Raw genomic sequence first — 9,379 nt, 5'->3', positions numbered from 1 at the left:
GTTTATAAATACAAAAAGCGGGCTATGAGCACCGTTTGTAACGTTGTGTTTTTAACTGAAACAAATAAATAATGCCGTTATTAAATTGTTTACCTAAATTTAATAACGGCTGCTCGATAAGAAAAGGCGCTAATACATTAGCGCCTTTTCTATTTCATCAATGCCTGATTAATAACAATCGACTAGTCATTGTCTAGATTTGGTTTAGTTTCAATGATTTCGTTAATCAGAGTCGCATTCTCGCTCTTACCAGGGAAGCGGCGACGCACCAGCACAAAGAACAGCGGCACGAAGAATATGGCCAATACTGTTGCCGAAATCATACCGCCGATAACGCCTGTGCCTACCGCATGCTGGCTGCCTGAACCTGCGCCCTGACTGGTCGCCATCGGCAGTACGCCAAACACAAAGGCCAATGACGTCATCAGGATCGGACGCAAACGCATTCGCGAGGCTTCTAGCGTCGCTTCAAGCAGCGCCTTGCCGCGCACGTTGAGGTCGTTGGCGAACTCCACGATCAGGATGGCATTTTTCGCCGACAAACCAATAATAGTCAACATGCCTACCTGGAAATACACGTCGTTTTCAAGTCCGCGCAGATAGGTCGCGATCACCGCGCCGATGACCCCAAGTGGCACCACCAGCATGACCGAGAAAGGAATAGACCAGCTTTCATACAGCGCGGCCAGACAGAGGAACACCACCAGCAGTGAAATCGCATACAGGGCAGGGGCCTGAGAGCCAGAAAGGCGTTCCTGATACGACATACCGGTCCACTCTAGGCCAATTCCTGCCGGAAGTTTTGCCACCAGCCGCTCCATTTCATCCATTGAAGCTCCGCTGCTGACGCCGTTGGCGGCTTCACCGACAATTTCTAGCGATGAACTGCCGTTATAGCGCTCCAAGCGCGGAGAGCCGGTTTCCCAATGCGATGAGGTAAACGCGGAGAACGGTACCATCGTGCCCGAACTGTTGCGCACAAACCACTTGTCAACATCTTCAGGCAGCATGCGGAATGGCGCATCGGCCTGCACATAGACTTTTTTAACGCGGCCACGGTCAACAAAGTCATTCACATAACTCGAGCCCCATGCGGTGCTCAGCGTGCTGTTGATGTCGGCAATCGACAGACCCAGCGCCTGTGCCTTGTGCTGGTCAATATCGATTTGTAGCTGTGGGCTGTCGTCGAGACCGTTATGGCGTACTCGTGAAAGCAGCGGGCTTTTCGCCGCCATCTCCAAAAGCGAATCACGCGCGGCCATCAGTTGAGCATGGCCTACACCAGCGTGGTCCTCAAGCTCCATGTCAAAGCCTGACGAGTTGCCAAGGCCGTTAATCGCCGGAGGGCTGCTGGCGATAATGCGTGCATCGTTATATTTGCTTTTGCTGAACTCTTTGGTTGCTCGGTCGATGATATCGAATGAGGTGTTAGCACCGGAGGTTCTGTCATCCCAGTCTGCGAGTCGTACAAACATGCGGGCGACGTTTTGTCCGTTGCCGCCTGGCCCAGAACCAATGGTCGAGAATACCGACAGCACGTCTTTTTTCTCGTGGGTCAGGAAATACTGCTCAACCCGCGAGACCACCTTGGTGGTTTGCGCCATGGTTGCACCCGGCGGCAGCTGAATTTGCACGGTGAACACGCCACGGTCTTCCTGCGGCAGGAAGGAGGTCGGAAGTTTGACAAACATAAAGCCCAGCGCCACCACCAACAGCAGGTAAATCAGCATATAGCGGAAGCCGTGGTGCAAAATACGGCCCACGCCGCGCTCATAGCGGCGGGCATTTTTGTCGAACATGCGGTTAAACCAGCCGAAAAAGCCTCGCTTCCCGTGGTGATGACCTTTAGCGATAGGTTTTAAAATAGTGGAGCACAGCGCGGGCGTCAGGGTGAGGGCGACAAATACCGACAGCACCATAGCCGCGACAATAGTCACGGAGAACTGACGATAAATAGCCCCAGTGGTGCCGCCGAAAAATGCCATCGGCACAAACACCGCCGAGAGCACCATGGTAATACCGACCAGCGCACTTTGTATCTGTCCCATTGATTTTCGCGTGGCGTCGCGCGGACTCAGACCCTCTTCACTCATTACCCTTTCGACGTTTTCGACCACCACGATGGCGTCATCCACCAGTAGCCCGATGGCCAACACCATCGCGAACATCGTCAGGGTGTTAATACTGTAGCCGAACTGATGGAGCACCACGAAAGTTCCCAGCAGAACCACCGGCACCGCAATTGTCGGGATAAGCGTGGCGCGGAAGTTTTGCAGGAACAGGTACATCACCAAAAATACCAGAACGATAGCTTCAAACAGCGTTTTTACCACATCGGTAATAGCGGCTTTTACAAACGGCGTTGTTTCGTAGGCAATCTCGGTTTTCAGGCCGTGGGGAAAGTATTGCGACAGCTCTTTTATCTTGGCGCGCACCGCCGTATCGGTTTGCAGTTCGTTAGCGCCGGAGGCCAGCTGAACGCCCATTCCTGACGCGGGTTGGCCATTGTAACGGCTGTCGAAGTTGTAGTTCTCGGCCCCCAAACCTACCGTAGCAACCTGACCGAGTGTAACCTGTGAGCCATCGGCATTTACCCGCAGGGTGATATCGCGAAACTGTTGAGGCGTTTGCAACTGAGACTGGGCGTTGACCGTGGCGTTAAGCGCCTGTTGATCCACCGCAGGCGTACCGCCTAACTGGCCTACAGCAACTTGGCTGTTTTGATTTTCTATGGCGGTCACCACGTCTGAGGTGGTCAGGCTGTAATTGTTAAGCTTATTGGGGTCGAGCCAGATGCGCATCGCATACTGCGTGCCGTAGGCGTTAATTGTACCGACGCCGCTCACGCGACTGATGGGGTCCTGAAGATTCGACGCCACATAGTCAGAAATATCCTGCTTGCTCATACTGCCATCGGTGGAAACAAACGCCACCATCATCAGGTTGGTATCACCGGTTTTAGAGACGGTAACGCCCTGACTTTGCACCGTTTGCGGCAGGCGTTTAAGGGCCTGCTGTAGTTGGTTTTGCACCTGTTGCAGCGCTTCGTTTGGATCGGTTCCCGCTTCAAAACTCAGGGTTATCTGAGACTTGCCGTCGTTGCTGCTCTGCGAGGACATGTACATCAGATTATCGAGACCGGTCATGTTCTGCTCGATGATCTGTGTGACGGTATTTTCTACGATAGTGGCAGAGGCACCCGGATACTGGGCGGAAATGCGCACGTTGGGTGGTGCAAGGGCGGGGTATTGCTCAACGGGCAGATCGTAAATGGCCAAGGCCCCTGACAGAGAAATAATGATCGCCAATACCCAGGCAAAAATTGGGCGATCGATAAAAAAGTTAGCCATGTGTCACAAGCCTCGTCATCACCTCTAGGGTGGATAACATCAGGAAATAATAATGAAGTTCTTTCTGATAAAGTAGCCTACTTTTATGTCATGCAATCCGATGCGTAACGCAATTATTAGTAACACTCATTTTCAGACTGATGTCACGATAGGCGCAAAAAGCGACCTATAACTCTCAGCACTTTACCTTTAATACCCAGAAAAAACGTGGAGAAAAAAAGGAGATGATGTAAAAAAGGCTTAGGGGAACGCGGAGGAGGCATTGATAACAGTTAACGGCTGGATTAATTTAAAAAAGTAACCATTTATTCGCATATAAGGGACGTTGAGAGTGAGATTATGTTGAATTCAGTTTTTGCCCGTCGGCTCTACCTTTGCTGGTTAATTAGTAATAATGAACGTCCAAACGTACCGAAATTAATGGCGTTGAGCGGATGGCCGAGGCGCACGCTGCAAGACGTGCTTAAAGCCTTACCGGGGATGGGGGTTGAGCTGGTTTTTATCCAGCAGGGCGTTCGAAACAATGACGGTTACTACCAGCTTACCCATTGGGGTCCGTTGGACGCGCGGTGGATAGACTTGCATCGCGACCAGCTGCTGGCTGCGATTGAACAGGGTTAACCTATCTGATTCTGGTAATACAATTTTATCAATATTAGGAACATTCGGAGCAAACTATTCGTTCTCATTCATCTCGGCTCGCTCTACTATTGACAGCTTCTGTCACTCACCTCGAGGCCCTATGTCCGCTAATATTGAAGTCATCAAAAATGAGTTGCTGTCCGATAACTGGTTCATGTTACGCAACTATACCTATGATATAGCAAAGAAAGATGGGACTAAGGTTAGACATAAACGCGAGGTTTACGACCGGGGCAATGGTGCGACAATTTTGCTTTATAATCGTAAAAAACAGACCGTACTGCTGGTTAAGCAATTTCGAATTCCGACTTATGTTAACGGTAATGTCAACGGCATGCTGATTGAAACCTGCGCCGGATTGCTCGACAACGACTCGCCGGAAGACTGTATCCGTAAAGAGGCTATCGAGGAAACGGGTTATCAGGTTGGTGACGTTGAAAAATTGTTTGAGCTTTACATGTCTCCAGGCGGTGTCACTGAAGTGATTCACTTTTTCGCCGCCGAGTATGATGAGCAGAGCCGGGCCAACGACGGCGGTGGCGTAGAAGATGAAGATATTGAAGTGCTCGAAGTGCCTTTTGAACGCGCGCTGGCGATGATTAAAAGCGGTGAGATTAAAGACGGTAAGGCGGTGATTCTTTTGCAATACGCGCAGCTGAACGGCCTGCTGGGGTGAGTGAAATAAAAAGACCGAAGTGACATCTTCGGTCTGATTTTACCTGCGTATTTACTGAGGTAGCGACAGCGCAACGCCGCCTTCATGCTGGTCTCTTGCGGCCCATGGCAGCACCGACCAGCTGGTACCTTCGCAAGCGCGCATCGCTCTGGCGAATGACGGACCGAAATGAATCCCTTTGGTGGTCATGTACCAAGACGGAAAATACCAAATTTCTGCATCACCATAGTCACAGTCATCATCGCCCTTGGGCTTTTGCATCTCCCCCGGATACAGCTGTTTAAATTGTCGAATCAACCACGGCGCAAAATTCTTTTCCCGATAGTTTGAATAATCATCAAAGCTGACGGTGTTACTGCTTTGATCCGCATGGTCATCGGCATACATATAATGAAAAGGCTTTTCCTGTCCTATCCATAAAATGTCTTCGAGAGACAGCGGAGTGCCCGTCTTGGCATTCAGGTTAAGCGGAGAATCGCCAAAGTCTGGGTGTGCCCCGCCACAGCTGTAGCTGGTGGATATTTTAACACTCACCGCCGTGGGCGACAGCAGTTCGGGGGTGACGGTTTGTTCAAAATCACCTTTCCCAAATTGGCTAGCACCGAGCATGCAGCTATGGTAATCAATCACTTCCTGCCACATTCTCGCCATGAGCCGTTGATTGATGGCGTTAAGTTGGGCATCGGGGTAGCCCGAGGCAAGGGTAAATAGCGTGACATTCGATTCAGGCTCGTGCCACCACTGAAGCGGATATCCCATAAAGGTTTGCTGCTTACCCTTCTTGAACGTTAAATCGCTTAGGCGTAGATATTCATAAGGCGATTCGTGAATCAGGCGAGTCAGGAACGCATCGGGATTTGACTCAGGCAATTGCGCTGGAGTCAACGCTATGGGCATGATTTTTCCCTGAGGATTTGACCATGTGCCCTGCCAGCCTGATTTACCGTCTGGCTCTATTCTCAACGTTGGCCGAGGAGAGTCGTTAAAGTCGTCGGTGCCTTCTTGCAGCGTAATTTCACCGTCCTGCTGAGTGCCGTTTAGCGGTAAATCGAGATGATACTTTTGATAAAAGTAACGTCCTGTTATGGCTTCTGGTTTATTTAAATCCAGCTCAACGACTACGGCAGTACGGCCAATGGTTCCTGTTAGCACGATTGGCGGTTCTTCTGCCAGCGCTGAGGCTGATATTAACGAAAGCATAAGCAGAATTATTTTTATGGTCTGCAAACTAAAATTGCGAACTATCGCCATCCCTATTGTACCTTTTATATATGACCGGTGCTGTTCAATAGAATATCAGCTCAGGGTGTTCTTAAGCGTATAACAGCGCAACAAAACGTGTTTATGCCCTTCATGATGAAACTATTTCTTGTCTTCCAAACTGACGTGAGTCCATTTTTACGTTTTAAAAAGCTATCCATTTCTATTTACTGGTAAAAAAATGATGCTTTTCGGGCAGAGTCTTTGCACAGCTTGGGTTAATATCTAAAGGTTTACTTCGTAAAAGAGCTTATTCTAATGATACCCAATTGGATATCCACCCCGCTATTGTTGATGGCAACCTTGTTAACCGGCTACGCGCATGCGGAACCGATGCAACGAATCTACAACGATTGGCAGGTAAGTTGCGACAATTTAAACCATTGTTCGGCCAGGAGTGCGCAAGACAGCCAGGGACTGGTGTTGCAGCTCACCCGTGATGCCGGTCCGGAAGGGCGTGCGAGCGTCAGTATTGATTATCAGCGCAACGGCGACGAGCAGGCGTCGGACCTGGCGATTGCCAATCGTCTTACGTTCAACGGCAAGCAACTTACCTTTAATCGCCGCGAATGGGACGTGAGCAAAAAACACATTGCCAGCATTAATCGTCTGGTGGTGGGGGATTTTGTTAACATTATCCGCGAAGGCAGTAGCATTCAATTGGCTGGAAAATTGGATCCGGCACAGAGCACGCGGCCTGCTATTTCTCTGAACGGGTTAAAGGCGGCGCTGTTGGCGATTGACGAGCAACAATCGCGCGAAGGGACAAAAACTGCCTGGGCAAGCCGTGGCAATAAACCGCCGTCAACGGTGCCAGCCGCGCCCGCTGTGCCTTTATTGCCGCGGTTCAACGAACCCCATCCGCTGACGGAAGGGGAAATCTCGGCGATAACTCAAAATACCGCCACCAATATTGAAAATAACGACTGTAGCCTCGATCCTTCCGAGCGAGAGGTGCATCTTTATCCGCTGAGTAATGACAAAGCGCTGATGACCGTTAACTGCGACATGGGGGCCTATAATCTGTATGTATTGGGTTATATGGTTTCGCGTCAGGCGCCTTACAAAGCCGAGACTCTGGTGCTTGAACTGCCTTTTAAAGCGGGAGAAGACGACCAGCCTCCCGAGCTCATCAATGCTGATTTTGATGAGAAAACAGGAATGCTTTCTATCTTTGATAAAGGGCGTGGGCTCGGCGACTGTGGCGTATCTTCGCGCTGGATTTTTGACGGTAAAACCTTCCGCCTTGCGTTTTACGCTTCGGAGCCAAGCTGTGACGGGTACAGCAAGAGTGGGCAGTGGCCGGTGTTGTGGATCACTAAATCTTCATAGATGCTTATTCTCAAGTGCAAAAACGCGGTCGCGCGGCAATAAAAAAGGCCCCGGTTTTCACCGGGGCCTTTTGAGTCTTTCATCAACCCATATTTGGCGATAAAAGTCTTATTTCAGCAGCGCCTGCGCTTTCGCGACCACGTTGTCTACCGTAAAGCCGAACGCTTTGAACAGCTCCTCCGCCGGCGCCGACTCACCAAAGGTGGTCATGCCCACGATAGCCCCGTTCAGGCCCACGTATTTGTACCAGTAGTCGGCAATCCCCGCTTCCACCGCCACGCGCGCCGAAATCGCCTTCGGCAGCACCGACTCGCGGTACGCTTCGTCCTGCTTGTCGAACGCGTCGGTTGACGGCAGTGACACAACGCGCACCCGGGTGCCCGCCGCGGTCAGCTTGTCGGCCGCTTCCACGGTGATACCCACTTCAGAGCCGGTGGCAATCAGGATAACCTCTGGCGTGCCTTCGCTGTCCTTCAGAATGTAACCCCCGCGCGCCACGTTCGCCAACTGCTCGGCGGTACGCGGTTGCTGGGTCAGGTTCTGACGGGAGAAAATCAGCGTCGTCGGGCCGTCGTTGCGCTCAATCGCGTACTTCCACGCCACCGCAGACTCGACCTGGTCGGCCGGGCGCCACAGGCTCATGTTCGGCGTCACGCGCAGGCTGGCCAACTGCTCCACCGGCTGGTGCGTCGGGCCGTCTTCGCCGAGACCGATAGAGTCGTGGGTGTAAACGAACACGTTGCGGATTTTCATCAGCGCGGCCATGCGCACCGCGTTGCGGGCGTATTCCACGAACATCAGGAAAGTCGCCGAGTACGGCAGGAAGCCGCCGTGCAGCGCGATGCCGTTGGTGATGGCGGTCATGCCGAACTCGCGCACGCCGTAGTGAATGTAGTTACCCGCCTGGTCGTCGCCGATTGATTTCGAGCCGGACCACATGGTCAGGTTGCTCGGCGCCAGGTCGGCAGAGCCGCCCAGGAACTCCGGCAGGATTTTGCCGAAGGCTTCCAGCGAGTTCTGCGAGGCTTTACGGCTGGCGATGTTCGCCGGCTTGGCCTGCAACCCTTCGATGAATTTCTGTGACTCGGCTTCCCAGTTCTGCGGCAGCTTGCCGTTAACGCGACGGTCAAACTCGGCGGCCAGCTCCGGGTAGGCTTTGGCGTAGGCGGCGAACTTGTCGTTCCAGGCCGCTTCTTTGGCCTTACCGGCTTCCTTGGCGTCCCACTGGGCATAAATGTCCTGAGGAATTTCAAAGGCGGCGTATTTCCAGCCAAGGGCTTCGCGGGTGGCGGCCACTTCGGCTGCGCCCAGCGCGGCGCCGTGCACGTCGTGGGTGCCGGCCTTGTTCGGCGAACCGAAACCGATGATGGTTTTGCACAGGATGAGCGTCGGCTTGTCGGTCACCTTGTGGGACTCTTCGATAGCCGCTTTAATCGCGTCAGGGTTGTGGCCGTCGACGTGACGAATAACGTGCCAGTTGTAGGCTTCAAAACGCGCCGCGGTGTCATCGGTGAACCAGCCTTCCACGTGGCCGTCGATGGAGATGCCGTTGTCATCGTAGAACGCGGTCAGCTTGCCGAGCTTCATGGTACCGGCCAGCGAGCACACCTCGTGGGAGATACCTTCCATCATGCAGCCGTCGCCCATGAAGGCGTAGGTGTGGTGGTTGACGACGTCGTGGCCTTCGCGGTTGAACTGCGCGGCCAGCGTGCGTTCAGCAATGGCAAACCCGACGGCGTTGGCAATTCCCTGACCCAGCGGACCGGTGGTGGTTTCAACGCCTGGGGTGTAGCCGTACTCCGGGTGACCTGGGGTCTTGGAGTGCAGTTGGCGGAAGTTTTCCAGCTCGGTGATAGGCAGGTCGTAGCCGGTAAGGTGGAGCAGGCTGTAAATCAGCATCGAGCCGTGGCCGTTAGACAGCACGAAGCGGTCGCGGTCGGCCCAGTGCGGGTTAGTCGGGTTGTGGTTCATATAATCACGCCACAAGACTTCGGCGATGTCGGCCATGCCCATAGGGGCGCCAGGGTGGCCGGAATTCGCTTTCTGCACGGCGTCCATGCTGAGTGCGCGGATAGCGTTCGCAAGCTCTTTACGAGAGGACATGTTCTACTCCAGTTAA

The 9,379-nt window shown here is 52.8% G+C and carries 6 protein-coding genes; 3 read left to right on the top strand and 3 right to left on the bottom strand.

Annotated elements, in window-relative coordinates; all coding sequences use genetic code 11:
* Positions 1-182 precede the first annotated feature (182 nt).
* Complete coding sequence (acrD, locus tag BS639_RS12715) at positions 183-3,350, bottom strand: multidrug efflux RND transporter permease AcrD (RefSeq protein ID WP_055781844.1); 3,168 nt, start codon at positions 3,348-3,350, stop codon at positions 183-185.
* A gap of 336 nt (positions 3,351-3,686) precedes the next feature.
* Here acrD and BS639_RS12710 point away from each other — a divergent pair, with 336 nt between their 5' ends.
* The gene (locus BS639_RS12710) at positions 3,687-3,971 is read left to right on the top strand and encodes a winged helix-turn-helix domain-containing protein (RefSeq protein WP_173882094.1); all 285 of its coding nucleotides are present in this window, start codon (positions 3,687-3,689) and stop codon (positions 3,969-3,971) included.
* A 121-nt stretch (positions 3,972-4,092) separates the two neighbouring features.
* Positions 4,093-4,668 carry a GDP-mannose pyrophosphatase NudK gene (nudK, locus tag BS639_RS12705; protein WP_055781851.1) on the top strand — a complete coding sequence of 192 codons (576 nt, stop codon included), beginning with the start codon at positions 4,093-4,095 and terminating at the stop codon, positions 4,666-4,668.
* A 51-nt stretch (positions 4,669-4,719) separates the two neighbouring features.
* Here the strand turns inward: nudK and BS639_RS12700 are convergent, their stop codons facing one another.
* Positions 4,720-5,868, bottom strand: coding sequence for a hypothetical protein (locus tag BS639_RS12700; protein ID WP_228779544.1), 1,149 nt, complete (start codon positions 5,866-5,868; stop codon positions 4,720-4,722).
* A gap of 318 nt (positions 5,869-6,186) precedes the next feature.
* Between BS639_RS12700 and BS639_RS12695 the strand changes: the two genes are divergently transcribed.
* Positions 6,187-7,260, top strand: a complete 1,074-nt coding sequence (locus BS639_RS12695; RefSeq protein WP_055781853.1) for a DUF1176 domain-containing protein — start codon at positions 6,187-6,189, stop codon at positions 7,258-7,260.
* A gap of 108 nt (positions 7,261-7,368) precedes the next feature.
* Here BS639_RS12695 and tkt read toward each other — a convergent pair whose 3' ends face one another.
* Positions 7,369-9,363: a transketolase gene (gene tkt, locus BS639_RS12690; protein WP_084983235.1), complete on the bottom strand. Its 1,995-nt coding sequence runs from the start codon at positions 9,361-9,363 to the stop codon at positions 7,369-7,371.
* Positions 9,364-9,379 lie beyond the last annotated feature (16 nt).

It is taken from the genome of Rouxiella silvae (genome assembly GCF_002093625.1).
In the GTDB taxonomy this organism is placed as follows: Bacteria; Pseudomonadota; Gammaproteobacteria; order Enterobacterales; family Enterobacteriaceae; genus Rouxiella; species Rouxiella silvae.
The sequence above is the reverse complement of the archived record's forward strand: the minus strand, read 5'-3'. Positions and strand labels throughout refer to the sequence as shown.

Coding starts and splice junctions, on each gene's coding strand:
- BS639_RS12700 (WP_228779544.1), bottom strand. CDS start 5,868: ATGCTTTCGTTAATATCAGCCTCAGCGCTGGCAGAAGAACCGCCAATC.
- BS639_RS12695 (WP_055781853.1), top strand. CDS start 6,187: ATGATACCCAATTGGATATCCACCCCGCTATTGTTGATGGCAACCTTG.
- acrD (WP_055781844.1), bottom strand. CDS start 3,350: ATGGCTAACTTTTTTATCGATCGCCCAATTTTTGCCTGGGTATTGGCG.
- nudK (WP_055781851.1), top strand. CDS start 4,093: ATGTCCGCTAATATTGAAGTCATCAAAAATGAGTTGCTGTCCGATAAC.
- tkt (WP_084983235.1), bottom strand. CDS start 9,363: ATGTCCTCTCGTAAAGAGCTTGCGAACGCTATCCGCGCACTCAGCATG.